The sequence below is a fragment of the Paenibacillus glycanilyticus genome (genome assembly GCF_051200795.1).
Taxonomy (GTDB): Bacteria; Bacillota; Bacilli; order Paenibacillales; family Paenibacillaceae; genus Pristimantibacillus; species Pristimantibacillus glycanilyticus.
In genome coordinates, this window is sequence record NZ_CP195155.1 from 3,460,960 (window position 1) to 3,484,939 (window position 23,980).

The 23,980-nt window shown below is 45.5% G+C and carries 25 protein-coding genes; 23 read left to right on the plus strand and 2 right to left on the minus strand.

What is annotated here, in order from left to right; translation table 11 throughout:
* Positions 1-3 precede the first annotated feature (3 nt).
* The 9 genes from ACR9FF_RS15955 (at position 4) to ACR9FF_RS15995 (ending at position 7,395) form a co-directional block, all read left to right on the plus strand.
* The gene (locus ACR9FF_RS15955; protein WP_435162914.1) at positions 4-1,521 is read left to right on the plus strand and encodes an amino acid adenylation domain-containing protein; all 1,518 of its coding nucleotides are present in this window, start codon (positions 4-6) and stop codon (positions 1,519-1,521) included.
* Positions 1,522-1,525: 4 nt separating this feature from the next.
* Complete coding sequence (locus ACR9FF_RS15960; protein WP_127495071.1) at positions 1,526-1,756, plus strand: phosphopantetheine-binding protein; 231 nt, start codon at positions 1,526-1,528, stop codon at positions 1,754-1,756.
* Positions 1,757-1,765: 9 nt separating this feature from the next.
* Complete coding sequence (locus ACR9FF_RS15965) at positions 1,766-3,358, plus strand: MBOAT family O-acyltransferase (RefSeq protein WP_435162916.1); 1,593 nt, start codon at positions 1,766-1,768, stop codon at positions 3,356-3,358.
* A gap of 24 nt (positions 3,359-3,382) precedes the next feature.
* The gene (locus ACR9FF_RS15970; protein WP_435162918.1) at positions 3,383-4,453 is read left to right on the plus strand and encodes an SGNH/GDSL hydrolase family protein; all 1,071 of its coding nucleotides are present in this window, start codon (positions 3,383-3,385) and stop codon (positions 4,451-4,453) included.
* 23 nt (positions 4,454-4,476) lie between these two features.
* Positions 4,477-5,046 carry a hypothetical protein gene (locus ACR9FF_RS15975; protein ID WP_435162920.1) on the plus strand — a complete coding sequence of 190 codons (570 nt, stop codon included), beginning with the start codon at positions 4,477-4,479 and terminating at the stop codon, positions 5,044-5,046.
* Positions 5,047-5,312: 266 nt separating this feature from the next.
* Positions 5,313-6,017 (plus strand): VIT1/CCC1 transporter family protein, encoded by a 705-nt coding sequence (locus tag ACR9FF_RS15980; protein WP_244935580.1) that lies wholly within the window; start codon positions 5,313-5,315, stop codon positions 6,015-6,017.
* A gap of 30 nt (positions 6,018-6,047) precedes the next feature.
* The gene (locus ACR9FF_RS15985; RefSeq protein ID WP_248759812.1) at positions 6,048-6,431 is read left to right on the plus strand and encodes a DUF302 domain-containing protein; all 384 of its coding nucleotides are present in this window, start codon (positions 6,048-6,050) and stop codon (positions 6,429-6,431) included.
* Between the two features lie 179 nt (positions 6,432-6,610).
* Complete coding sequence (locus tag ACR9FF_RS15990; protein ID WP_435162923.1) at positions 6,611-6,841, plus strand: hypothetical protein; 231 nt, start codon at positions 6,611-6,613, stop codon at positions 6,839-6,841.
* Positions 6,842-6,906: 65 nt separating this feature from the next.
* Entirely contained in the window at positions 6,907-7,395 is a 489-nt protein-coding gene (locus ACR9FF_RS15995; RefSeq protein ID WP_435162925.1) for an NUDIX hydrolase, read from the plus strand.
* Between the two features lie 370 nt (positions 7,396-7,765).
* Here ACR9FF_RS15995 and gap read toward each other — a convergent pair whose 3' ends face one another.
* Entirely contained in the window at positions 7,766-8,767 is a 1,002-nt protein-coding gene (gene gap / locus ACR9FF_RS16000; protein ID WP_435162927.1) for a type I glyceraldehyde-3-phosphate dehydrogenase, read from the minus strand.
* A gap of 112 nt (positions 8,768-8,879) precedes the next feature.
* Between gap and ACR9FF_RS16005 the strand changes: the two genes are divergently transcribed.
* From ACR9FF_RS16005 to ACR9FF_RS16035, 7 genes are all read left to right on the plus strand, one after another.
* Entirely contained in the window at positions 8,880-9,734 is an 855-nt protein-coding gene (locus ACR9FF_RS16005) for a helix-turn-helix domain-containing protein (RefSeq protein WP_435162929.1), read from the plus strand.
* Positions 9,735-10,563: 829 nt separating this feature from the next.
* Complete coding sequence (locus ACR9FF_RS16010; RefSeq protein WP_435162931.1) at positions 10,564-11,520, plus strand: NAD-dependent epimerase/dehydratase family protein; 957 nt, start codon at positions 10,564-10,566, stop codon at positions 11,518-11,520.
* Between the two features lie 17 nt (positions 11,521-11,537).
* Positions 11,538-11,807 (plus strand): hypothetical protein, encoded by a 270-nt coding sequence (locus ACR9FF_RS16015; RefSeq protein ID WP_435162933.1) that lies wholly within the window; start codon positions 11,538-11,540, stop codon positions 11,805-11,807.
* Positions 11,808-11,967: 160 nt separating this feature from the next.
* Positions 11,968-12,756, plus strand: a complete 789-nt coding sequence (locus ACR9FF_RS16020) for an SDR family NAD(P)-dependent oxidoreductase (protein WP_435162935.1) — start codon at positions 11,968-11,970, stop codon at positions 12,754-12,756.
* Between the two features lie 278 nt (positions 12,757-13,034).
* Complete coding sequence (locus tag ACR9FF_RS16025) at positions 13,035-13,232, plus strand: hypothetical protein (protein ID WP_435162937.1); 198 nt, start codon at positions 13,035-13,037, stop codon at positions 13,230-13,232.
* A complete protein-coding gene (locus ACR9FF_RS16030; RefSeq protein ID WP_435162939.1) occupies positions 13,216-14,196 on the plus strand; it encodes an SDR family oxidoreductase in 981 nt (326 codons plus the stop codon). The genes ACR9FF_RS16025 and ACR9FF_RS16030 overlap by 17 nt, the downstream gene beginning before the upstream one ends.
* 520 nt (positions 14,197-14,716) lie before the next feature.
* Positions 14,717-15,490: a nucleotidyltransferase domain-containing protein gene (locus tag ACR9FF_RS16035; protein ID WP_435162941.1), complete on the plus strand. Its 774-nt coding sequence runs from the start codon at positions 14,717-14,719 to the stop codon at positions 15,488-15,490.
* Here ACR9FF_RS16035 and ACR9FF_RS16040 read toward each other — a convergent pair.
* On the minus strand, positions 15,446-16,366 hold the full coding sequence (locus tag ACR9FF_RS16040; protein WP_435162943.1) for a LysR family transcriptional regulator: 921 nt from the start codon (positions 16,364-16,366) through the stop codon (positions 15,446-15,448). The genes ACR9FF_RS16035 and ACR9FF_RS16040 overlap by 45 nt on opposite strands.
* A 126-nt stretch (positions 16,367-16,492) precedes the next feature.
* Here ACR9FF_RS16040 and ACR9FF_RS16045 point away from each other — a divergent pair, with 126 nt between their 5' ends.
* From ACR9FF_RS16045 to ACR9FF_RS16075, 7 genes are all read left to right on the plus strand, one after another.
* Positions 16,493-17,578 carry a polysaccharide deacetylase family protein gene (locus ACR9FF_RS16045; RefSeq protein ID WP_435162945.1) on the plus strand — a complete coding sequence of 362 codons (1,086 nt, stop codon included), beginning with the start codon at positions 16,493-16,495 and terminating at the stop codon, positions 17,576-17,578.
* 6 nt (positions 17,579-17,584) lie between these two features.
* On the plus strand, positions 17,585-18,853 hold the full coding sequence (locus tag ACR9FF_RS16050; protein WP_435162947.1) for a YbfB/YjiJ family MFS transporter: 1,269 nt from the start codon (positions 17,585-17,587) through the stop codon (positions 18,851-18,853).
* A gap of 149 nt (positions 18,854-19,002) precedes the next feature.
* Positions 19,003-19,440, plus strand: coding sequence for a hypothetical protein (locus ACR9FF_RS16055; protein WP_435162949.1), 438 nt, complete (start codon positions 19,003-19,005; stop codon positions 19,438-19,440).
* A 675-nt stretch (positions 19,441-20,115) separates the two neighbouring features.
* Positions 20,116-20,568, plus strand: coding sequence for a 2-oxoglutarate dehydrogenase E1 (locus ACR9FF_RS16060; protein ID WP_435162951.1), 453 nt, complete (start codon positions 20,116-20,118; stop codon positions 20,566-20,568).
* Positions 20,569-20,843: 275 nt separating this feature from the next.
* Positions 20,844-22,247: an 8-oxoguanine deaminase gene (locus tag ACR9FF_RS16065; protein WP_435162953.1), complete on the plus strand. Its 1,404-nt coding sequence runs from the start codon at positions 20,844-20,846 to the stop codon at positions 22,245-22,247.
* Positions 22,248-22,650: 403 nt separating this feature from the next.
* Positions 22,651-23,649: a helix-turn-helix transcriptional regulator gene (locus ACR9FF_RS16070; protein WP_435162955.1), complete on the plus strand. Its 999-nt coding sequence runs from the start codon at positions 22,651-22,653 to the stop codon at positions 23,647-23,649.
* Entirely contained in the window at positions 23,646-23,948 is a 303-nt protein-coding gene (locus tag ACR9FF_RS16075) for a putative quinol monooxygenase (RefSeq protein WP_127495094.1), read from the plus strand. Before ACR9FF_RS16070 ends, ACR9FF_RS16075 begins: the two co-directional genes overlap by 4 nt.
* The last annotated feature ends 32 nt before the right edge of the window (positions 23,949-23,980 follow it).

The window sequence follows — 23,980 nt, forward strand, 5'->3', positions numbered from 1 at the left end:
CTTATGCAGTTCAACGTCATGGAGTATTTAGAGCATACGGTACGAAGAGTACCGGACAAAATAGCTTACGCGAACGACGAATTCAGCCTTACGTTCCAAGAAGTGTACGGGCAGTCCAGAGCGATCGGCACGTTTCTGAACAGGCACCATTTGCAAAAGCAGCCGATCGTCGTATTCATGAACAGGAGTCCGAAAGCGATCGCGGCTTATTACGGCGTCATCTACAGCGGCAATTTTTACGTACCGCTCGACGACGAGATGCCCCGCACCCGCATCGAGACGATCGTTCGGAAGATAAATCCCAGCGTAATCATCTGCGACGAGTCGACGATGGAAACCGCCGATGCCATCGACTTTCAAGGGAATGTTTATCTGTTCGACGACTTGATTCAAGGTCCTGTCGACGACGAGGCATTAACCCGAATACGCCTTTCCGCCTTGGACACGGATCCTTTGTACGTCGTCTTCACGTCCGGCTCAACGGGCGTACCGAAGGGCGTCATCGCCAACCACAGATCGGTCATCGATTATATCGAGAACTTATCCGACGTGCTTTCGCTGAGCGAAGACACGATATTCGGGAACCAGACGCCACTGTATCTCGATGCTTGCTTTAAAGAACTATTTCCGACCCTGAAGTTCGGAGCGACGACGTATATCATCCCGAAGAGCCTGTTTATGTTCCCGCTCAAATTGGTGGAGTTCCTGAACGAGTATCGCATAAACACCGTATGCTGGGTTGTATCGGCGTTAACGATGATCTCTTCCTTCAAAGTGCTGGACAAGCTGGTTCCGCAATATCTGCATACCGTCGCGTTCGGCAGCGAAGTATTCCCTGTGAAACAATTCAATCTGTGGAGAATAGCGTTGCCTAACGCGAAGTTCGTTAACTTATACGGCCCAACCGAAGCGACCGGCATGTCGTGTTACTACAAGGTGGAACGGGCGTTCGAGGAACACGAGATTTTGCCGATCGGCAGGCCGTTTCGGAATACCGAAATCCTCTTGCTCGGTGCAGGCGATCGCGAGGCCGCTCCCGGGGAAGCCGGAGAAATATGCATTCGGGGCACTTGCCTGACAATGGGCTATTACGGAGATTTCGCTAAAACGAACGAAGTCTTCGTACAAAATCCGTTGAACGACCAGTATCCCGAACTGATCTACCGGACGGGGGATTTAGGCAAATACAACGAGCATGGCGAGCTGATGTTCGTCTCGCGCAAAGATTACCAGATCAAGCATATGGGGTATCGCATAGAGCTTGGAGAAATCGAAGCGAATGTCAATCGGCTGGAAGGCATCAAAAGCGCTTGCTGCGTTTACGACAAAACTACGGAGAAGATTGTCTTATTCTTCGTAGGCGAAACGGACGCCAGATCGATCGTCAAGGAACTGAAGCTGCTGCTGCCGAAGTATATGATTCCCAATCGGATTGAGCGGTTAGACGTGATGCCGCTCACGACGAACGGAAAAATCGATCGCGTTTACCTCAAAGAAAATTGCGTCAAGAAGGAGAGTTAAGCAAATGGATGAGTTGTTGAAAATATTAGAAGATATGCATCCTGACATCGATTTTCGTCAATGCGATACGTTAATCAAGGATAAAGTGTTGGATTCGTTCGACATCGTCACGCTGCTTGCGGAAATCGACGGCGAATTCGGCGTGACGATTCCCGTAGAGGAAATTACGCCGGATAACTTCAATTCCGCCCAGGCGTTGTATGCGTTAATCAAAAGACTATCTGACGATTTATAGGGGGAGACCATGCTTTTCACCTCATACGGTTTCATTCTCTTTCTCGCTTCCTTGTTCGTCTTTTATTATCTCATTCCGAGAAGATACCAGTGGGTATTGCTTCTCATCGCCAGCTATTTGTTCTATGCGTTCTCCGGGCTTCAATTTCTTGCTTATATCGCGGCAACGACGGTTTGCGTTTATTATGCCGGACGCCGAATCGGCAACTTGGCGCAGACCGAATCCGCGTATCTACGGGAACATAAGCACGAATTGGCCAAATCCGAGATCAACGAATACAAATCCAAGATGAAAGCTAGAAAACGGATTCCGATGCTGCTCGCCTTGTTCGTGGCCTTGGGCATACTTGCTTTCGTCAAATACACCGATTTCGCGATCGCGAACATCAATCACATCGCCCGGGCTTTCGGAAGCGAAGGCGGCATTTCCTTCTGGACGATCGCCGTTCCGCTCGGCATTTCTTTCTATACGTTTAAGAGCGCGGCTTACCTGATCGACGTCTACAGGGGCAAATTTTCGCCGGAGCGCAATCTGTTCAAGTTCGCGTTATTCGTTTCCTTCTTCCCCGAAGTCATACAAGGACCGATTAGCCGATTCGATCAGTTGGGCAAGACGTTATACGGCCCGCACGACTTCGACGGCCGCAACGTAAAGTTCGGCTTGCAGCGAATCGCATGGGGATTTTTCAAAAAGCTGGTCATCGCCGATCAACTGATGGTCGCCGTTCGGACGATTTTCGACGATCCCGGTCACTATCATGGAGCGTTCGTGTTGGTTGGCATGTTGCTATACGCGTTTCAACTGTTGGCCGACTTTTCCGGCGGTATCGATATTACGATCGGGATTGCCCAAGTGCTAGGCGTCAAGGTTCAGGAAAATTTCCTAAGACCGTATTTCGCCAAGTCGATCACGGATTACTGGCGCAGATGGCATATTTCGATGGGCGCTTGGTTCCGGGATTACGTCTTTTTCCCGATGTCCGTCTCGAAGCCGATGCTAGCCCTGTCGAAGTTCTCCCGCCGGCGGTTCGGCAATGCGATAGGCAAGCGCGCGCCCGTGTATCTAGCGACTTTAACGACCTGGTTCGCCACCGGCATCTGGCACGGCTCCAGCTGGAACTTCATCGCATGGGGACTGGCGAACGGTATCATCATTCTTATCTCGCAAGAACTGGAACCGTTCTACGATTGGTTCCATGGAAAGTTCAACCTCAAGCATAAGTTCGGATTCCGCTCTTTCCAAGTCGTGCGGACGCTGCTGCTGATGAGCTCGATCCGGCTGTTCGACTGTTACATGGACGTGCCGCTGACGTTCAGGATGTTCGGGTCCATGTTCACGACCTTCAATTATCGAGTCTTATTCGACGGTTCGTTGCTTCATCTGGGCATCTCCTTTAGTCACTATGTCTTAATCCTGTTGAGCCTAGCGGTCGTCGGAATCGTCAGCTTGCTTCAAAGAAGCGGGAGCGTGAGGGAGAAGATAGAGGCGCAGCCGATTGGCGTAAGGTATTCGCTTTACGCAATGCTGATCCTCTCGATCCTGGTCTTCGGGGCTTACGGCGTCGGTTATGACGCGAAGCAATTTATCTATAATCAGTTCTGATTTCAAAGGAGGGATGAGGGGACATTGGTACGGAAGAAGCTTATAATCGGAGCCGTCGCGATCGTTCTGCTACTCGGCTCGCTCTATGTGCTGCAACGCCTGCTTATGCCCAAATACGTATCCGGCATCGTCGAGGGTTCGCTTATCGGCGAATATTACAAAGAGAAACGCAAGGATTTCGACGTTATATTCCTCGGTGACTGCGAAGTGTACGAGAATTTCTCGCCGGTAACGCTGTGGGAGAAATACGGGATTACGAGCTATATCCGCGGCAGCGCGCAACAATTGATCTGGCAGTCGTACTATTTGCTGGAAGAGACGCTGAAATACGAGAAGCCGAAAGTCGTCGTCTTTAACGTTCTCGCCATGCAGTACAACGAACCGCAAAAAGAAGAATATAACCGCATGACGCTCGATGGGATGCAACTCTCGGCAACCAAGCTGAAGAGCATTCAAGCGTCCATGATGAACAGCGAGCATCTCGTCGATTACCTTGCGCCCTTATTGCGTTTTCATTCCAGATGGGATCAATTAAGCAAAGACGACTTCACGAACTTGTTCGGCAAGGAGAAGTTATTCCACAATGGGTATTATATGAGAGTAGACGTGAAGCCGGCGGGGAGAGTTCCGAGAGCTCCGAGGCTGCCCGATTACCGATTCGGTTCCAACGCCTATAGCTACTTGGATCGATTGACGGAGTTGTGCAAAGAAAATGGTATCCAACTCGTATTGGTCAAAGCGCCGACGATCTACCCGCATTGGTACGACGAGTGGGATACCCAGATGGAGCAGTACGCTGCGGCCCACGATTTAACCTACATCAATTTTCTGAAGCACATGGACGATGCCGGAATCGACCTGCAGACGGATACCTATGACGCGGGCCTACATCTGAACGTATACGGAGCGGAAAAGCTGGCTGCGTACTTCGGAGCATTCCTGGCGGATACGTACCATCTGCAAGATCATCGTTCTGACGAGACGTGGAGCGGGATCTGGCAAAAGAAAATCGATTTTTACGATCGGATGAAGCAGGATCAATTGGACGAGCTCGCCAAATACGGATACCTGAAACGCTATAAAGTCGAAACGTGATAAGAATGGATGAAGGAGTGTTTATGTTGAAAAAAGCAAGTATAGGGCTGATTGCCCTCCTATTGGTACTATCCGGTTGCGGGAACAAAATGACGGAGGAGGGATCTGCGTCACCTAGCGCGTTGACGCAGACGGAAGGAGCCGCTGCTTCGCCAGCTTCGACCCCGGCTTCCGGGACGCCTGAACAAGCAAGCAGCAACGGCTACGTGTTTGAGGCGAACGGAATCCCGATTCCGATGCATGCCGAAGCAGCTCCGATCTTGAAGCAACTCGGAAAACCGCAAAGTTATTTCGAATCGCAAGCCTGCGCTTTCCCGGGACTCAATAAAATCTACCAATACAGCAGCTTCGACGTGTATGCCTACGAGAAGGACGGCGTCGATTATATCGCGTCCGTCATTCTGTTCGACGATACGGTGGCCACCAAGGAAGGCGTCACCTTGTTCAACAAGAAAAGCGACGTGATTAAAGCCTACGGCGACAAGTTCACCAACAACTTGAATTTGTACGTCTATGACCAAGGCAAATCCCAATTACGGTTCGTCATCGAAAACGATCAAGTAACCTCGATCGAGTATTTGGCCAAAATTTGATCGTAATCTCATCTCATCGTATCCATGAGATGAGTAAAGACGCCATCGGGGCGGGAGTAGACTCCCTCGATGGCGTCTTTTTGTTCGCGACTACCGGTAAGTCCACATTAGAAATTCATTCCAAGGATGAATACCGCGCAAGGGTCACCAGTGTCTACTCGCCGCTTGTGCTTGCTAAGGCAGATAAATGACGTAATGGAAAACCCTCCGAAAGGAAATAATGATTAGTATCTCATAACTGGCAAATGCACAAGGAGGCTTTCAATTTGAACCATCCGGAAAAAAACAAGCATATCGAGAAACACTTTACAGCGACCGCTCTAATCAGAGACATCGTGATAGGTATGTCGGATGGACTGACGGTTCCTTTTGCTCTTGCAGCTGGTCTTTCGGGTTCCGTATCGGGGACGCAAATTGTTGTTGTTGCTGGCTTGGCAGAGATCGCAGCCGGTTCGATAGCGATGGGTTTAGGGGGGTATCTAGCGGCTCGAACCGAACAAGAGCATTATGAGAATGAACTAGAGAGAGAGCGGCGGGAGATCATCGAACTTCCTGATTATGAAAGAGAAGAAGTAGCCGAGGTGTTCCGGGAATGGGGGCTTCAAGAAGATCTCGTTGAATCGGCCGTCAACCAAATAAGCAGCGATCCGAAGCGTTGGATTTCCTTCATGATGAAGCATGAACTTGGACTTGAAGAGCCTGACCCAAAGAGGGCTCGCAATAGTTCGATAACAATCGGATTATCCTATATCGTGGGCGGGTTCATTCCGTTATTTCCATATATGATTATTCATCACGACGTTACGGCTCTAATGGTTTCTGTTGTAGCGACACTAATAGCGTTATTTGTCTTCGGATACGTGAAGGGTAAATTTACAGGCTCCAAACCGTTAAAGAGTGCTGCTCAAACAACACTAGTCGGTGGATTGGCCGCTGCCACAGCCTTTTTGGTAGCTAGGCTCATTGCCTGAAAACAAAAATGTTATGGGGGCGATTACTTAATGTTCCATTATACGGTTGAAACAACCAAGACACCTGATCAAGCGGTCGAGACACTGACTGAAAATCTAAAGGCTGAGAAATTCGGTGTGCTATGGCAGCTCGATATGCAGGAAAAGCTGCGAGAGAAGGGTGTCGAATTTGATATGTCTTATCAAATTTTAGAGGTTTGTAATCCGGTTGAAGCCAAGCGTGTGCTTTCTGAGAATGCACTGATCGGTTACTTTCTCCCTTGCAAATTGGCCGTATATGTAGAGAATGGAACGACTAGGATCGGCATGCCGAAACCGACGGCCTTGATTGGACTGGTCGAGAATGAAGCCTTGATGAGTATTGCTTCCGATATAGAGAAGCGGTTGACCGCTTGTGTCGATAAGAGTGTTTGATATTGATTTCATTCGGGGAGACCGAAAGTCATTGATCGATAGTGATCTCCAATATGTAGGATGACAATAACATCAATACAATAAAAGTCGCATAAACTGCGGCTTTTTTATGCTGTGTACAGAAGTTTTGGGTATTATTAAAATGGGGGATATACAATGATGTGAGAGGTGACTTGGAAATGAGCAAGAATAACATCCATGAAACCAATCCCGAAAAGGAATATTTGTACACTGACGATAACTATGTCGATGAGAACCTTCGCTCTATTCAAAATATGGAGGGTGGGGGACCACTGAAAAAAGTCGATTTACACTCAATGCCACGTCCTTTAAGGATTCTAGGCTACTTTTTATTTTCTATAATAGTGTTAATGGGTGCTTCAGTAGTCTTGATTAGTTTTATTCGTTAAATTTGTTGACCTATCGGGAGACGATAGCCAATACAACAGCGACGAAAATAGGGGGAATAAATTCAATGGAGGAAAAGTTTTATCGCCACATAGGGGTTTACGGAATATGTATGGTTAACGAGAAAATTTTAGTTATCCGAAAAAGTTTAGGCCCTTATACCGGGCAATTTGACTTGCCTGGGGGGCGACTAGAAGCATCGGAGTCCTTAGAGCAAGGCTTAAAAAGGGAGTTTAACGAAGAAACAGGATTCAAAGTCAAAGAACTCAACAATATTGGTGTTTGTGATTTTTCTGTGTTATGGACGCTACAGGATAACTCTACTGAGTGTGTGCATCATATTGCGATTTTATATGAAGTTATTATTGTCGCTGGAAAAATGGGAGATTCCGTGGTTCAATTCGAAGGACAAGACTCCAATGGTTATGACTGGATTTCGATCGATGATGTTACACCGATAAATTCATCACCGTTGGTCCAGCAAGCGGCTAATTGGTTTCGTACGAAGACGATCCCAGTTAGTAGAAGTTCGTATGATTACAGATCTTTAAACTAACTATGACTACAGTCTTTAAGCTAACTGAGTTATAGCTTTAGATAATCTAAAAAGAGAAAATGAAGATAATTATACTGTATACTCTCAACAGCTTGAATCGACTAAGCGTTTTATGTTCAGAACAACATCACCCGCAACCGGCTTTTTCCATAATGAAAAGCACCACCTATAGTTTCATCGTTCTAACACCAATGTGTTTTATAATGTCTCTATATGGGGTGCACTTCACTAAGGGGGAACTTTTTTTAATTTGCATAATGCTTAGATCATCATCAACTACTCGTTGATTTCTTTGCAACAATAGGACAGTTGATTATTTAATATCCTATGGACATTAGCTGTACTAAGCATAAAGACAAATGATCTAACATCACAATTCAGCAAGATATTTAGCTGTCCGGATCATCTGGCTGGTAAATGAATTTTCGTTATCATACCATGCTGCTATTTTCACCAGAGTTTCAGTTCCCAGTTCCATTACATTAGTTTGCGTGGCGTCAAACAAACTTCCGTAGGTCATTCCAATAATATCTGATGAAACAAGTTCTTCCTCTGTATATCCGTATTGTTCCGACTGGGATTTCTCCATTTTTTCGTTAACCTGTTCCACAGTTACGGATCCTCGTACAACTACTGTCAATTCTGTCAGAGAACCAGCCATAACCGGTACTCTTTGAGATACACCATCCAGTTTGCCATCCAAAGAAGGGATAACCAGTCCAATTGCTTTAGCTGCCCCTGTTGACGTTGGAATGATGTTACCTGCCGCAGAGCGCGCCCGGCGCAAGTCACCTTTACTATGAGGGCCATCAAGGGTATTTTGGTCGTTTGTATATGCATGTATCGTCGTCATAAAACCTTTTTTAATCGGCGAAAGTTCGTTAAGGAAATAGACCATCGGCGCCAGACAGTTCGTAGTGCAGGATGCAGCCGAAACGATAGTGTCCTCTTTCGTTAGCGTGTGTTCATTAACACCATATACAATAGTTGGGATATCTTTTCCAGCAACAGTGGAGATTACCACCTTTTTTGCGCCTGCCTCAATATGAGCTGCAGATGCTTTTTTTGATGCAAAAAAGCCTGTACATTCCAAGACTAAATCCACTTGCAATTCTGCCCATGGGAGTTTGCTCGGATCTTTTTCGGCATAAATCGGAATATCCACATCGTTCACGTTCAAACTGTTATCACTATATTTAATCTTTTCATCATAATCTCTCTGCGTGGTGTCATGTTTTAACAAATGCGCAAGCATCTTTGGACTTGTCAGATCATTAATAGCCACAATCTGATATCCTTCTGTACCAAATAACTGCCGAAAGGCAAGCCTACCAATTCTTCCGAAACCATTAATTGCGATGTTGATTGCCACAATAATAACCACCTTTCCTTATCTCAGGTAACAGTATACCTTTCGTCTCTTTATGTTACACTGTGATAAATGAAGTGATTGACTATACTATCTGTCAGGACAGGAGAGAAACATGCCTCAAATTGACCGACACAAAGACAGAACCGTAAATATTGAATTTGTTGCAACTGAGGATTTGATCGGCCTTCCCTACTCGGAGCGTCTTACTATAATCTTTATTACCTCTGGCAGCATCAAAGCTGAACTTAATGACCGACCAATAGCAATTACTGCACCAGGCGTTCTCTGTTTGTCCGAACAAGATACGCTACAATTAGTTGAAAAACATAATGCTTCTGCGCAATCATTCAGTTATCATCCCGACTTTTTAAATACCGTACAGATTTCTGAAACAGAGGACTATTTTCCCACCCATCTCAAAATACAAACTGGTCTTTCGCTTTTTCTGGACAATCCCACACGCACTGGAGTACCTTTTATTACTCAGAAAGCCTATCCACAATTATTTGAATGGTTTTTTGTGCTTGGGACTGAAGTGTATGCGCAAAGTGATGCAAATTGGGTATGTAGAATAAAAAAATATCTAATTCAGATATTGGGTTTGCTCGAGGTTTTAAACTGCCATAGTGAACAATCTCCTGTTGATTCAGTATTGGAGTATATCCATACCAACTATGCTAATAAAGTCACCTTGGAAGATATAACGAAATGCGCTCACTTGAATCGTGTGTCACTTAATAAAATGTTTCAAGAAAGATGCGGATGCACAGCTATGGAATATTTGTTATCACATCGCTTGAAAGTTGCAGGGGATCTTCTCACTCATACAGGTATGAGCTTAAACGAAATAGCGCATGCCACCGGATTTGAGTATGACACTTACTTTATCAAACAATTTTCTGCTAAGAGAGGATTGTCTCCAACCGTATACCGAAAAATCTCCCGCCAATTCGCAAGTGCTCAATAGGGGAATGTATTGCTAGCCCTATGCTATGGGTTAGCTTGCCTAATGGGAATATCGAATTTATATGTTAATGGGTACTTATGATGTGGGGAAGAGTAATATAGTAGCACAAGATATTCTCTGGGAAGAATGCTAACTAAAGTTAATGCTCAAAACAATCGCGACAGCAGCCGGCGTATTACGTTCGGTTGCTTTTTTTGTTGAACGAAAGGGCAGGATACTTTTATAACATCTCGAATAATTGTTAGAATTGCGAGTTTTAATTGAGGTGAAAATATTACCCGAATTCCATCATTTAAGAATTAAAGGTATAACTACGAGCGGACTCAGTTATATGGATGATCAAGATAAAGAGATCTTTATCGACTTTTTTGAATGTAAAAATAATTAGGTCAATTATGCAAATGAATCAGATTCGTTTGAAGGAAATCATCGAAGTGCCGAATCGACTAATTGTGTAGGTTTCCGAGATGCATTTGCTGATCCAATGTACATTGAATTTTGTACGGTCCCAAGGACCAGGTTCGTATATCCTTATAGAAAGAACTTTATAGAGAAATTAAGAAAAATGAGTAGTGGTAAAGCATACGTACTATTTAAGGAAACAAACGATTTAATAAAGAAATATGGCTGGTGTACTTTTGATATGGGATAAATTTATAGCTTCATTCGTTAACGGGGATAGTTCCAATAAGCGGTATAATATATTTAATAATGTCAGCTCGTAAGGAGCGTCAGAATGAACGCGAGACCTGCATCTTAGAAATATGCTATCCAAAGAGATAAAAAATGGTATTTTATAAACTACATTTAATAGGAAAGGGAGAAGTTTATGAATATCTTTATCACAGGTGGGACGGGGTACATAGGAAGCAGCACGGTAAACGTAGCGCTTCGCCAAGGTCATCAAGTTACAGTCTTGACACGCAGCAAGGAAAAGGCAAAAGAGCTTGAAGATACAGGGGTGCGGGCTATTATTGGCGATCTGCTAACAGATGGCGATTGGCAAGGCGCCCTATCGGAAGCGGATTATGTTATTCATTTAGCTGCCCCTCCAACCTGGGGTAAGAAAGTAACTTTAAAAGTCGCGAACGCCTATCAAAAAGGACACTATCAAATGACCGTCCGTCTGCTCGACAACATCAATCCGCAGAAGCTAAAGAAGCTCGTATATGTGGCAGGCACCAGCTATTTCGGCGATAGCGGTGACAATGAGCCGGTCACGGAATCATACCGCTCGCAGCCGAAAGGATGGGGACCTTACATCGCTCCTTCCGTCGACGTGCTTTCTGCTTATGTGGATAAAGGCATGCCCGTCGTCATAACTTTCCCGGGACAAGTGTACGGCGCGAAGTCGTGGTTTCCGCAGTTGTTCCTGAAGCCACTCTCTCAGAACAAGCCGGTTACCGGCCTCAAGGGGCATAATCCAATATTTTCTCCTATTCACGTAGAAGATTGCGCCCGTGCTTTCTTGTTCTTGCTGGAGCAAGGCCAGACAGGGGAACGATATTTACTGGTCGACGATCAGCCGATCAGAAGTGCAGACATTACGACGCTTAGCGCCCAGGCGCTCAATAGACAGGATAAAAAACGTTACGTGCCAACTTGGTTATGCCGGATGCTGCTTGGTCCCGTGTTAACCGAATACGCCACGGCGCACACAAATTTCTCGAACAGCAAGCTTAAGGCGTCCGGCTTTACTTATTTGTACCCAACGATACAATTAGGTATAGAGGATGTCGTAAAAGAATGGAAGGAACTCTCAACATCTAGCGGGCGGATCGAATAAAATTGGAGGAATAGCTCATGAATTGGAATGATTACTTTCATGCTGGTTTTAATAATATAACTGACGTAGGTTATATAGTTTTTCTTATAGTTCTTGCGTTGATAGTAGTATTTCTCATGTACATATTTAATCTTGGGAAAAGAATGGCTAAGGGCTTAATGTTCGTAGCCCTGGTTATATGGGTAGCTACTACTTATGCAGGTGTAGATTTTCATGGCATACAGGATTGGATAGATGGTGTATTCTGGTCGGGGACATTTTCATTATCTGCTTTATACAAGCTATAATGGCTGCTCGATATTACCGCCGATTCCGGAATTATTCGGTACACGGTTAAGGGGTAACCCGACTGGGAATAATATTGTCTTTCGAGCAAGTTATTTTTAAACTTTGGGTAAAATAGGGAGCGCGAAAATATAAGACGCTTTAACGGAAGGGTGACGTAACATGACGAACAAAAGGTTGGAAGGCATTCGGGCGCTCGTGACGGGAGCGTCCGGCGGTTTGGGCTATGCGATGGCGGAAGCGCTGCTGTCGGAAGGGGCAAAGGTAGCGGTATCCTCTAGAGCTGGAGATAAGTTAGATCAAGCGGTTGCCGGCTTTATAAAAAGAGGATACGATGCGCACGCCTTGCCGCTTGACGTGCGATCCGAACAGTCAGCAGAGGAAGCTGCCCGTTGGGTCCGCAGCGAATGGGGCGGACTCGATGTGCTGGTAAACAACGCCGGGATCGGAATGAAGACAGTAAATCCACGCTTTCTCACCGAGCCTCAGCCTTTTTACCAGGTAACGCCCGAAGGTTTTCGGAATTTGATCGACACCAACGTGACGGGCTACTTCCTCGTCGCCCGCGCTTTTGCGCCTCTTATGATCGAGCAGGGCAAGGGGCGCATAATCAACATTTCAATGAATTATGAAACCATGAAAAGAAAAGGCTTCGTGCCTTACGGTCCGTCACGCGCGGCAACCGAATCGCTCTCTTATATTATGGCAGAAGACCTAAGGGAACACGGCGTGGCGGTTAATATGCTGCTTCCCGGCGGGGCGACGGTGACCGGTATGATACCGGACGGACTGCGAAAGGAACTTGGCCCGCAGACGCGTCTCCTCACGCCAGAAATTATGGCAGCACCCATTATCTACCTCGCTTCACCGGACGCGGAGGGAGTTACGGGAGAACGGATCGTGGCGGTCGAATTTGAGCAATGGTTGTCCAATCGGGACAATAAAGGATAACCAACTATGGGGAAGCACGATAATTCATCATTGTTATCCACCCTCTACTAGGCTTAAATTAGCCAGGTAGAGGGTTTTTCTATTTTGTAGTCACTGATTTCTCACATTGGATCGTTGGAAAAGAGAATGTATATCGAGTTTACGTTAATTCCGCCTACTCATGAAAGTGGACTATCTCTTCAAATAACTCCTACACCTATTTAATACTTTAAATACTTGGACTAGCAGATACAACATAAACATATCAAGGAATAAGTGCAATAGGAGCCATTCCTGTAATGAAGTATCAAGGGACGACGATCACGGTCGAACTCCGTTCACTTCTAGGCCAGGATGATCTGTTCAGTGAACAACTGCTGACGTTCTCCTCTCAAGCTGTTCGTCATAACGTAGAAGTTGAAATCCTGCGTATGAGCGAGAAAACAGGCAAAAAATTACTTTTTAGTGGGAGGAAGTCAAATGGCACAAGAATCTGATGAGCGTGAGTTGCAACAAATAAAACAAATGCAACAGATGTTTCTAGAGAAAATGAAAAGTGAACCTTATCCCATGTACCCTAATTACGGAAAAATCACACGCTATGAAGAAATTCCAATTAATTTACCTGAACAACGTCAACTTCGTCATCCTGGTATAGAAGGGTTAATGGTGCCGCTTCCAATAATTGAAAATCCAAATTACAAAGGGAGTGGCAAGTTAGCGGGTAAAGTTGCTCTTATTACAGGAGGGGATAGTGGCATTGGTGCGGCAGCAGCCATTGCCTTCGCAAAGGAAGGTGCTGACGTTGCCATTGCATACTTAGATGAACATGAAGATGCTAATAGAACAAAAGCAAGAATCGAAGGACTAGGGCAACGTTGCCTATTGATGCCAGGAGACTTGCGAGATAAACAACAATGTATAGCCATTGTAGAGCAAACCGTTAAAACCTTCGGAAGGCTAGATGTTCTTTGTAACCACGTTGGCATCCAATTTCAACAACAAAGCCTTCTTGACATTACAGACGAACAATTCGATGACACCTTCAAAGTCAACATATACTCACATTTTTACACAACGAGAGCAGCGATTCCTTACTTAAAACCAGGCAGTTCTATTATCGGTACTTCTTCAGTCGTAACGTATGTAGGCGAGCAACAAATGATTGATTATACAGCCACAAAAGGTGCAATTGTTGGTTGGACACGTGCTTTAGCTAAAAATGTTGTGAAACAAGGAATTCGAGTTAACGCCGTTGCTCCAGGACGAATCTGGACGCCACTAATTGCAGCAAGCTTCTCGTCAGACCAAGTGGCTGTTTATGGAGCATTTAACCCAATGGAACGAGTTGCTCATCCATTTGAACTCGCACCGACGTATGTTTATTTAGCTTCTGATGATTCACGTTTTGTTACAGGTCAAGTGCTGCATGTTGACGGTGGGGAATCTACAAATTCTTAATATAAGGAGGTCTTTGGATTGAGATATGAATTTAATCCAGTAGTAAAGCTATTACTTGTAAATCATTCGGCGGAAAAAGTCACCATGATTTATATTGAGGATTCATGGTTAATGCCTCTAATAGGACGTAGACCGCCTTATTATTGCTACCCAAAATATATAATAAATTATCCAATAATATAAATCCTCAAGTCATTCTGATACTTATTTTCATCAAATTGGCGACTTCTAACCACTTCGAGCAGCGCTGGATCAGTACATCACTAAATGTCGGATGACAAGAACATAGTTACATTGTAAGCCGCATGAATTGCGGCTTTTTTGTTTTATGGTACCAAGTTTTTGTCCTAATGAAATGACAAGAATTGTGGCCAGCTGCAGACAACAAAATCAACGACAGTTTGTTTTATTAAACTACCGGGCAGGTTCCAATATGTGGTAGGGATATCGTATTTTATCACGAATAAGTAATATCTCGGAAGAGTCGCTTGATTCACTAATTAAATTAGGAGGAGTCTATATGATATTAGAAAAAGTTATAAATAGAATTGTAATACAAAGTGAATATAAGGAGTTTGTTGATAAGTACATACATAATATCCTTACTGAATTTAAAGGTAAGATTCATAGCATCTATATGTGTGGCTCGATTCCAAAAGGAACTGCTATACCTTTTAAGTCAGATGCAGACTTTACTATTGTATGTGAAAATCCAAACGATATTGATTACGAAAGATTGACAAATATTAAAGACAGGCTGTCGGAAGAATATCCATTACTAACTAAGATTGATACGATAATTTGCTCGATTGACGATGTATTAAGCAAACCAAATGAGTGGGGTTTTTGGATTAAGATAATTTGTGTTTGCATATATGGTCATGACGTTGGTGAACAAGTACCGCCGATAATTATTTCTCCAGAGTTCATTTTAAACTTAAATACAGAGACCAAGGAGGAAGTAGACCGTGTACGTGTTTCACTTTCTAATGCTAGTGATAACACAATGAAAACTAGATATATTAAAGGGTACTCTAAGAGATTAATTCGTGCATTATACTCTTTGGTTTTAGAAGATACAGGTGTATGGCAAGATGACATGGTTAAAATGAAGAACGCCATATTAAACTATTGTGAGATTGACTCCGCTTTAGTTGATTATCTGTATGCTTGTTACTTAGATAGTGATGTACTTGTTGAAGAGTTTCTGGGAATTGCGGATGAAGTATTTAGCTATTTCGAGAACGCCTTAAATGCAATGGCTGCTTCCAGAACCTTCACCGGGGATCTGTAGCAGGACTGGGGCCACGGATGTCCTAATTGCTTCCATTAACAATAATGCCGCTTTGCCCAGGAAGTTTTTTTCCTTATATGCGATACCTATTGTGATGACTGGATTCAGATCGGCTATAGGTCTTATAACCAAGGAGCCTTCCTGTTCCAGACCGCTGTATATCGGAACGATTCCGATGCCGAATTCTGCCTTAACCATTTGCTGAATGACATAGAAACTTCCAACCTCCCTGCAAGAGTGCCCAGTGGGATTAAACGCCGTTTCCCAAAGCTCCCGATAGACACAGGTTGGTTCTTTCACCAGAATGGTTTGCCCGGCGAGATCTCTCACCGTAATGCTGTCTTGCTGGGCCAACGGGTGATTCCGGTTTAACATGACCCCTAATCTTTCCTCGAACAGCGGCTCAAACTCCAGCATAAGCTTCACAGGCGGAACCGAGCAGACGCCGAATTCCAGTTCGCCTGACCGTACTCTTTCCCCAATCGACCTGCTGCCGCTCACTTCCATGGATAACTCCACATTGGGTCGAGCTTTGCAAAAGTCTGCTATAACGGCAGCCAGCTGCTGGCTCGCAACGGGCTCGATCGCGGCAAAACGCACCGATCCGCTATCTCCTGAAGCAATATCCGAGACGGTCTGTCTCATTGCTCCGATCGACTTCAATAAAGCGGAAGCCTCGTGATGAAGCCATCGGCCGGCTTCCGTCACGATCATGCGTTTGCCGTCGCGTACGAATAAAGAGACGCCCAGATCATCTTCGAGACGCTGGATCTGCAGGGTTACCGTAGACGGGGCATATTGGAGCTCCTCAGCCGCTTTCAGGAAATGCCCAAGACGTACGCAAGCCTCGAAGGTCTTTAAAGCTCGGAAATCCATTGTCATCACCTTTGTTTGTTATTTTCGAATGATTCATTCATATTATTCAATTTTACAAAACATTACCGGGATTTTACAATAGATTCAACGGTGTTCTTGGAAGGATACCATGAAGGAGGAGCTATGATGACGAACTTGGTAATTACTAGCGGTAATCCACAGGTTTCTCTCTGTGCCTTTACGTTTGATGATGGTCCGATGCGTATTTCTATAGACGCATGGCTGGACGCCTTGGAGCAGGGAGGTGCGAGAGGGACGTTTTTTTTAACGGGTGAGTGGTTGGATCGATATCCAGCGAAAGCAAGAGAAATGATAGCTAGAGGTCATGAACTCACAACGCATACCTACCATCACCGCAGAATGTCAGATGTGTCCAGAGCCGTATTCTTCGAAGAGCTGAAGCTCGCTGAACTTGCTTATCAAGAAGCAACGGGAAGGCCGGTTCCGACCTTCATGCGTTTTCCGTATGCCTCTTATCGGGAGGACAATTTGGCTTGGCTTCGGGAGTGGAACTATCTGCTTGTCGAGGGAGAGGATACGGTCGACTGGTCGGGACCGCCAAGCGCACAGCTTGTGGAACGGGTAATCCCTGAGCTGATCAATGGGTCCATCTTAATGTTTCATGCCAACGAAATCGCCAAAGAAACGCCGCAGGCCGTTAAATCGCTTTTACACCATACTCAAGCCAAAGGCCTTGCTGTGGTTCCAGTATCAGAGCTGCTTCAAGCAGCTGGCATTCATGCTGGCGAACGCAGCTGGCATGTCCGCTTTAAGCCGGTTCTGCAAGGTTCATTCCCTAGTGAGCAGTGGAAGCGCGTAGTTGAGGAAGAGGAATTGCAGAAGCTGGCTGCCGATTCGTTGGAATGGGGGAACCCGAAAGCTCCGTCAGGATTCGGTGCCTATACAAAATGGCTGCAAGAGCTCTCCCTGCATGCTAAGTCGGATAACGATACCCGTTTAGTCGCCCGCAGCTTTGCTGACCAGCATTGGGCATACGTTCGTACATCCGTCTGCGGGAACACGCTGGTGCTGGAGGATTTTGCGACGAAGGAGGCTCATGCCGATGCCCTGGTATATATACTGCAATGGGCAGCCAACGAGGCATTAACCTTAGGCTGCGAATGGATATCCAGTACACAGGACATGCGCCGTATTCACAAGCTGTGTGAACAGCTGGGCTTTGAAGCGGAAATTGTTTTGCAAGAAGGATAACCGCTTGTGAAGGAAGATAGGGTTATGGGGACAAAGTCTGCATTTAATTGGATTACTTTATGGGCATCTTGTTTGTTTGTCGTCATACTCGGTTTTTCCCGACTCTCCTACGGCATGTTCTTGCCCGGGATCCAGAGGGAGCTCGGGGGGAGCTACGGACAATTAGGAGTATTAGGCACGGTCAACTTTGTCGGTTATTTGGCTGGCACCTTATGTCTTTCTCCTTTGCTCTCGCGGTTCCCAGACCGTAAATATCTAATTAACCGGATAACGTGCTTATTGCTGGGATTGACTTTGATCGGCTCGGCATTTAGTTATCATTTCATAGAGCTTGGGCTTTGGCGGTTCGCCATTGGATGGTTGTCGGCCCTCGCTACCGTATTAGTCCTTTCCATTGCAATGGATGCCGTTCGACCGGCACAGCGAGGAGTGGCATCTGGACTTATATGGCTGGGCGGATCTGCCGGCATTCTAGTGACGGGTTTATTCGCCCCCTTTACGATAGATCCTTTACATCTTCAGGGATGGCGGTATGCTTGGGTGATTATGGGCGTATTCGGGTTAATTGCAGCGCTCGGTTTCGAGTTCGTTACCAGAAACAGGGGAGCCGGCAAGCTACTCTCACAGCCCGAATGGAAGTCAGGGGACAAAGATAGCGAAAAAGCGTATCGTCTCCTGCTAAACCCGAAGAGGCTCTTGTTCCTAATTGCTTCTTATTTCTTCTTCGGCGCAGGCTACATCATCTATTTCACTTATCTGATTCCCTATCTGGTGACCAAAGGCATACCGTCCTTCAATGCCGGGTTGATATGGTCCTTAATCGGCTTTGCCGGTTTGTTTAACGGATGGATTGGAGGCAAAGCCATTGACCGGTGGCCAAGCGGGTATACCCTTGCTTCGGGATTAATGCTCGGGACGATTGGTGTGAGTGGGGTAGTCACTAATAATCTGTTATTTACTGTGCTTGGAGCTTCTATAATTGGACTGGTTTCCTTTATTACTCCGCCGTTAATGACAACAGCGCTTCTTCGCCGTCATGTTCCTCACCAGGCCTATGCGGCATGTCTTAGTATAGCGACTGCTTTTTTTGCAGCCGGGCAGATTATCGGTCCCGTCCTTGGAGGCATGGTGGTCGAACGATACGGCTTGCAATTTGGCGTGGCATCCAGTTCCATCTTTATGGCAATTGCCGCTGCGCTGGCTGGTTTATATGGACAACAGCAACGAAAGACGTTAAATGATGCTGTCCCAAAGGCAGAATCGTTAGTTGAATAAATAACTTAGAGGAGCTGCTGGCACTGGTCGGCAGCTTCTTTACGTTAATGGCAGGATAGCGTCAATCGCTTCGCGAATACTTTAGGTATGAAGGATTTACGAAGTTTGCAAAAAAGACGTTAATTTAAGTGCCTCTAAGGAGAGACAATATGAAGAAGATAATCTGGTTACTTTCATTTGTCATTGTTATCCTTGGCATTGGTCTCTTTTATTCAATTCGATTGAATGTAACGAACAAAAATGATTACCTTCAAAGAAGTATTCTTTATAAATTTGATCAAACTGATTTGAATAGAATTAATACATTCTATGAGAGATTCCTGGATCATGAAGGCGATTACCTAGTGGTAATAGGGCATACTATAGACAGTGGACCAGCTATTACTAACATTAATTCAAATGGCAAGGAAATAGTATGGATAAATGATATGTCTAGAGATGCATACAGTAATGGAGCGATAGAAGTATATAAATGTAAGAAATTAAATAAAGAAGAGGAGTATGCAAGTACAGTTTTTTCAGTTTCAAATTGCGAGGGTTATTTAGAAGACGATATAAAGGGATATATAGCATTTCCAAAGAAATAAAAAGTGACATGAAGGTATTCCCAGTGGGCGTTAACATCAGCTAACACCACATTTACGCAGCGGGACCAATCTGGTAGTTCATTACGGGAAACTTTAGTTCAACAAAACGATAGCTGGAAGACCGTTTTTATTATAAAACGTGGAAACCGCAATTATCATTAGTGCTGAGGAAATAAGCTATATATAGAGATGTTAGTTCCAGATAATAAATCCATTATTATTAACCATCAGGATCAATTATTCAGTCTATTCGGGCGCTTAGCACAGAACCCAGCCGATTCGCAGTTAAAACAACAACTGGAAGAATTCATTGAAGGTTTAAAGATAAGTTAATTATTTGAGCGAAGTGTGTGCGTTAAGAAATCAATGCTTGCTTACGTTCAACTAGCGGGCTGACCGTTGTAGCAACAGGAGACGATAGCTTAATAAAAAACAGCAGCGATCGTTCTAGATCAGCTGCTGTTTTCATTCATATAACCGGCTGAGTATTGATCGTGGGAATGTTATAAGTGTCGGAAGTCAAAAACATCATCCCAATCCCGACTACTTCAGTAACGCGGATAACCAATTTACAATCGAGCGTCATGGTATTGCGTCTTTTTTATGCGGGTATGAAAAGTCTCGGTAATGTTTGGGAATAGTAATTCATTATGAACAGTAATGGAGCGTAGAGGAATGAAAGTATTATCCATGATTCAACCATGGGCGACTCTGCTTGTCCAAGGCGAGACTCTCTATGAAACAAGATCCTGGAAGACCCGGTATCGCGGACCGTTGGCCATTCATGCAAGCAAGAAAGTCGATAAGCAGGCTTGCAAATATGAACCCATACGTTCTTTACTCGCCAAGAATGGCTATACGGAACAAAACCTCCCTACGGGGGTTATCCTTGCAACTTGCGAGCTTACAAATTGTTATCAAGTCATCTACGCTAATCATACGTCAGCCATTCTGGATTGCGGGGAGGTTGTGACGGGTGAGGACTTTCTGTTAGGCGATTACACTCCAGGTTATTTTGCGTGGGAAATAGCGGGTTTCCGTCTGCTGAAGCCCTATATTCCAGCGAAGGGAAAACTGGGACTATGGGAATATCCGATAGACGAAGAGTTGCTGATACGACCTATGTAAACAATTAATTAGATTTGTTTAGAGAGCTGTCCCGTGTGGGATGGCTCTTTTTTATTGGAATGGCTGCGTCATAAGCATGGTCCACAAACGATTGGGGGTTTTTTAGGTATAAGACACAATCCTTCCTCTCATCCACAGCTTTACTTGTCAAGTTCGTTTACAATAGGGCTATTCAGACAAGGGGGAATGGAAATGAACCATACAAGTATGAGGCGCACAAGCATTTCTAATATTGTTCAAATAGAGAATCCTATCGTTGAACGGGCGGTGTTCCGATGAGTACTCTTCTGATCCGAAATGCCCGGAGCATTGTAACGATGGATGGCGAGAATCGAGTGATTCGCAATGGAGATATGTATATTGAGGGTCAAGAAATTATAGCCATCGGGGAAAACCTGCCTTACGAAACGGCTGACCGCGTAATCGATGCTACGCACAAAATTGTTTATCCGGGTCTGATCAATACCCATCATCACCTGTACCAAACGCTTACGCGCAACATCCCGCTAGCACAGGATTGCTCATTATTCGACTGGCTGCTCACCTTGTATGAAATTTGGCGGCATTTGGAGCCCGAAGACGTCTACCTAAGTGCCATGACCGGTCTTGGCGAGCTGCTCAAGAGCGGCTGTACAACTTCGTCGGATCATTTCTACGTATTTCCGAACGGTGTCTCCGAATATTTAATCGATGAAGAGATCCGTGCGGCTTCCGAGCTTGGCATCCGTTTCTTCCCGACTAGAGGCTCCATGAGTTTAGGACGGTCCAATGGCGGACTTCCTCCGGATGAAGTGACTCAGACCGAATCGGTTATATTGCGGGATACCCAGCGTGTCATCGAAAAATATCATAACGAGGACCGGTTCTCGATGCTGCGTGTTGGCGTGGCGCCATGCTCGCCATTCTCCGTGTCCCGGGATTTGCTGAAGGAATCTTCTGCTCTTGCCCGCAGTTACGGCGTTCGGATGCATACCCACCTAGCGGAGACGATGGACGAAGAACAGTTCTGTCTGGAAAGACTAGGCGTTCGTCCGCTCGAATACATGGAACAGACAGGCTGGGTCGGTGATGATGTTTGGTATGCCCATGGCATTTGGTTTAACGATAGCGAAATACATAAAATGGGGGCTTGCGGCTGCGGTGTAGCACATTGCCCATCGAGCAACATGAAGTTGTCTTCCGGCGCTATTCCGATCCGCAAGCTGCTGGACGCAGGCGTGAAAGTGGGACTTGGCGTCGACGGTTCTGCATCAAACGATGCCTCCAATATGCTGTGGGATTTGCGGATGGCGTATCTTCTCCACAAGCATGAGCTTCAAGAGCGAGGATTAACGACAAACGAGACTTTGTCGATCGCTACACGAGGTTCAGCTCGCGTATTAGGCTGGGAGAGCAGTATCGGATCGCTTGAGGTCGGTAAAGCTGCGGATCTGTTCATGTTGGACTCGCGCAAATTAGGTTTTGCAGGAGCATTGTTTGATGACGCAGCGCTTCCGCTAACGGTCGGGGCTACTCAGGCGGATATGACGATCGTAGGCGGACGTGTCGTTGTGGAAAACGGTATGCTGGTTGGTGTAGATGAAGAAAAGCTCGCTTTCCGCACTCAACTTGCCGCGGACCGGCTCGTGAACTCGGCATCCTTGCGCTTCGGCATCGATTACAGGAAGTATAGAGGATAAGAAGAAAGTCAGCATTACAAAATTTTTCATTACGTTGAAGATACCAGCCAAAGATTATATTGAAAACAAACAATTTAAAAAATACGTAGACCAGTATGTAGCTCGATTGAAAATGTAAAACAAAAAACAGCGTTCCGGATAAAAGCGGTAACGCTGTTTTTATTTCGCCCGCTAAGCCGATATGAAAAGCGAAAAGCATTCATGTATGTGAACGAACAGGCATGATAGTTCAAGATCATTCGATGTGAACCCTACCATAAGTGACGGCAAAAGTTGCTTCTGATAGCCTCTAATCGTCGCTTTGGATATTTTAAAATAACTGACTGCATTTGTCAGTGATTTAGGGTTATACTCAAATTGAGTTTGGAAAAGCTTGGTTATACTTGGAAAGAAGGATTAGTCGATGACGAAATCGGACAATATGTTATCGATTCTCTGGATGCTGCGCTCTGGAAAGCGGATGACCGCTAAGCAGTTGGCGAAAGAGCTCGAGATTCACGTGCGGACCGTCTATCGCTGTATCGATTCTCTGTGCGCCAGCGGGGTTCCAATCATTGCTGATTCGGGACCAAATGGCGGCTATAGCATCCTAAGCCGGTTTACCGATTCCCCGCTCTTCTTCGATATGGAGGAGCAGAAGGCCTTGATCCATGCCTCGATATTTGCTAAGGAGGCTGGGTACCCCTACTCAGATGATTTAACCCGAGCGATGGACAAGATGATGCGTTACGCGAACGAGAAGCAACTAGATCATCTAAAGAGTCATAGTACTGCCTTATCCGTCATTTATCCACGAACGGACGGAGTGCTCCAACTCTATCTTCAAATGCTGGAGGCGGCGGCAGGACAGGGACGAACGGTGGAAATGCAATATGACCGGGGCAAGGGTGAGGCCCCTCTTCCACGACTGTTCGACCCTTATGGTATCGTCTATTGGAAAGGGAACTGGTATACGGTAGGGAATTGCGGTTATCGGAAGGAGTTACGGAATTTTCGAGTGGACCGTATTCGCTCATTGCAGGAGACGGAGGGACGTTTCGAGCGTCCGGCGGGTTTCTCGGCTAAGGATCATCTGCTCGATAATCTGCTTCCTAATCCAACCGGATCAGCTAAGTTCGAGACCGTTCGGATTAAGGGTCAAGAACAGGTTCTGAACGAGTTGTGTCATCACTGGTTATTCGGCCATGCACTCGTGGAGCGTATGCCCGAAGAAGCAGTGTTCCAGTTAGAACATTCGATGTTGCAGACGTATGTACCTTATTTTTTGATGCCGTACAGTACAGCCTTGCAGATTGAGTCGGAGCTGCTTATCGGAAAGATGGTGGAGGCGAACTCCCGAATGCTTGCGCATTATGAAGCAATGTTAGCAAATTCCACAAAAAGAGAGGAAGATGTACGATGAGCAAGTTCGCCATGTTCGGAAAATTAACGGCCCACGAGGGCAAACGGGAAGAACTCGCGGAGATGATGCTGGCATCCAGCGCGACATTGAACGACATGGAGGGCTGCATCTATTATATCCTGCATGCAGCTGAAGACGATCCTAACGATCTTTGGATCACGGAGTTATGGGAGAGCAAGGAGTTTCATGCCGCGTCTCTGCAAAACGAGAAGGTATTGGAGCTAATCGAGCGTTGCCGGCACTTAATCGCAGGAGGCAGTGCTGTAAAGGTACGGCCGCTCGGAGGAAAAGGATTTTAATTAAATCAGTGAGCAGTGCTATACCTGATTAA

Coding starts and splice junctions, on each gene's coding strand:
- ACR9FF_RS15955 (WP_435162914.1), top strand. CDS start 4: ATGCAGTTCAACGTCATGGAGTATTTAGAGCATACGGTACGAAGAGTA.
- ACR9FF_RS15960 (WP_127495071.1), top strand. CDS start 1,526: ATGGATGAGTTGTTGAAAATATTAGAAGATATGCATCCTGACATCGAT.
- ACR9FF_RS15965 (WP_435162916.1), top strand. CDS start 1,766: ATGCTTTTCACCTCATACGGTTTCATTCTCTTTCTCGCTTCCTTGTTC.
- ACR9FF_RS15975 (WP_435162920.1), top strand. CDS start 4,477: ATGTTGAAAAAAGCAAGTATAGGGCTGATTGCCCTCCTATTGGTACTA.
- ACR9FF_RS15985 (WP_248759812.1), top strand. CDS start 6,048: ATGTTCCATTATACGGTTGAAACAACCAAGACACCTGATCAAGCGGTC.
- ACR9FF_RS15990 (WP_435162923.1), top strand. CDS start 6,611: ATGAGCAAGAATAACATCCATGAAACCAATCCCGAAAAGGAATATTTG.
- ACR9FF_RS15995 (WP_435162925.1), top strand. CDS start 6,907: ATGGAGGAAAAGTTTTATCGCCACATAGGGGTTTACGGAATATGTATG.
- ACR9FF_RS16005 (WP_435162929.1), top strand. CDS start 8,880: ATGCCTCAAATTGACCGACACAAAGACAGAACCGTAAATATTGAATTT.
- ACR9FF_RS16010 (WP_435162931.1), top strand. CDS start 10,564: ATGAATATCTTTATCACAGGTGGGACGGGGTACATAGGAAGCAGCACG.
- ACR9FF_RS16015 (WP_435162933.1), top strand. CDS start 11,538: ATGAATTGGAATGATTACTTTCATGCTGGTTTTAATAATATAACTGAC.
- ACR9FF_RS16020 (WP_435162935.1), top strand. CDS start 11,968: ATGACGAACAAAAGGTTGGAAGGCATTCGGGCGCTCGTGACGGGAGCG.
- ACR9FF_RS16025 (WP_435162937.1), top strand. CDS start 13,035: ATGAAGTATCAAGGGACGACGATCACGGTCGAACTCCGTTCACTTCTA.
- ACR9FF_RS16030 (WP_435162939.1), top strand. CDS start 13,216: ATGGCACAAGAATCTGATGAGCGTGAGTTGCAACAAATAAAACAAATG.
- ACR9FF_RS16035 (WP_435162941.1), top strand. CDS start 14,717: ATGATATTAGAAAAAGTTATAAATAGAATTGTAATACAAAGTGAATAT.
- ACR9FF_RS16040 (WP_435162943.1), bottom strand. CDS start 16,366: ATGGATTTCCGAGCTTTAAAGACCTTCGAGGCTTGCGTACGTCTTGGG.
- ACR9FF_RS16045 (WP_435162945.1), top strand. CDS start 16,493: ATGACGAACTTGGTAATTACTAGCGGTAATCCACAGGTTTCTCTCTGT.
- ACR9FF_RS16055 (WP_435162949.1), top strand. CDS start 19,003: ATGAAGAAGATAATCTGGTTACTTTCATTTGTCATTGTTATCCTTGGC.
- ACR9FF_RS16060 (WP_435162951.1), top strand. CDS start 20,116: ATGAAAGTATTATCCATGATTCAACCATGGGCGACTCTGCTTGTCCAA.
- ACR9FF_RS16065 (WP_435162953.1), top strand. CDS start 20,844: ATGAGTACTCTTCTGATCCGAAATGCCCGGAGCATTGTAACGATGGAT.
- ACR9FF_RS16070 (WP_435162955.1), top strand. CDS start 22,651: ATGACGAAATCGGACAATATGTTATCGATTCTCTGGATGCTGCGCTCT.
- ACR9FF_RS16075 (WP_127495094.1), top strand. CDS start 23,646: ATGAGCAAGTTCGCCATGTTCGGAAAATTAACGGCCCACGAGGGCAAA.